General features: G+C 72.4%; 1 protein-coding gene. It reads left to right on the plus strand.

All coding sequences use genetic code 11. From position 1 onward, the window contains the following. Positions 1-88: 88 nt before the first annotated feature. The gene (locus C1I97_RS37450) at positions 89-502 is read left to right on the plus strand and encodes a hypothetical protein (RefSeq protein WP_111007309.1); all 414 of its coding nucleotides are present in this window, start codon (positions 89-91) and stop codon (positions 500-502) included. Positions 503-1281 lie beyond the last annotated feature (779 nt).

The following is a 1281-nucleotide window of genomic DNA, read 5'->3' on the forward strand; positions in this document are numbered from 1 at the left end:
GTCACCACCACCCTGCCCCCTGCCGCCGCCCCGGCACCCGCGCGTGCCGGGGCGGCCCGCAGCCGAAGACGATGAGAGCACCCGCCGATTGATCCATCCCACCGCCGCTGAGATCGCCGCGCGGATCGAGGACCTGTACGGCGCCGAACTGCCCAGCCTCGAAGCCCACGCCCAGGACCAAACCCCAGGCATGCTGGCCGCGCTCCTCGGCAGCCACCACACCCTGGCTCTCGCCGAGCAGAGCATCACCGTGCACCGAGAGCGGCTGCAGCACCTGACCCACCCCGAGCGGCAGATCGGCGCCCACGAGGTCTCCCACATCCTCGACTGCGCCCGCCGCCTCGCCGAAGCCGTCGCCGTCCGCGACACACAAGCCGCAACCGTTGACGCGGTCCTGCGCAGCCTCGGCCGCGCTCCGGCACCGGAGCCGCCCACCACCTCGGCGGCAGCACCCGTTCCCGCTCCGCCCGTACCGGTCGCGAGCCCCGCCCCAAGCCGCTGACCCGACAGCGCCCGGCCCTCTGCACCCAGGAGTTCCCCCCTTGGCCACCACCGGTCTGCCGCCCGCCGACGACGCCGACGTCGCCCGGGTCACCGAAGCCCTTCAGATGATCACACCGCGCTGGAACGTGCGGATCCTGCTGACCCTGAACCAGCCGCCGCAGCGTTACACGGAGATCGCGGTCAAGCTGCCGTACCTTCAGAGCGGCCAGCTGCACCCCAAGATCCGCTCGCTGTGCGACGCCGGCCTGGCCGAGCGCGCCGAACACTCCGCGCGCCACGTCACCTACGGCCTCACCACCCGCGGCCGGCAGCTCATGCCGGTGCTCCCCATGATGGCTGCCTGGGCCGAGGAGCACCTGGAGCAGCCGGAGCAGCCGCTTTCCGCGATCGAGCAGGTCGAGGACAGCCTCACCCTCCTCGCCCGCCGCCAGGCCCCCGCGATCCTGTGGGCGCTGAAGTCGCGGCAGGAGGCGAGCGCTCGGGCCCTGGCCCGCATCGTGATCCCCGACGGTTACTGGGGCAACATCTACCCGCCGCTGCGGCAACTCATCGATGACGGCTTGGTGAGGACCGGGGGCAACGGGCAGCCCTACCGTCTCTCGCGGGCCGGCGACGCGCTCGGCCCGGTTTTCGGAGCCCTGTCCATGTGGTCCGCCGGACGGCCACTCGACCACGCCGCCCGGCATCCGCTGTGGGGGCGACCCGCCCCCCGACCTGCGAGTCCTGCTCCTGCCTGGACAAGCCCTGTCCCTTATACACATCTGACGCTGCCGACGA

Origin of the sequence: Streptomyces sp. NTH33 (assembly GCF_003236365.1) — a bacterium.
Lineage (GTDB): Bacteria > Actinomycetota > Actinomycetes > Streptomycetales > Streptomycetaceae > Streptomyces.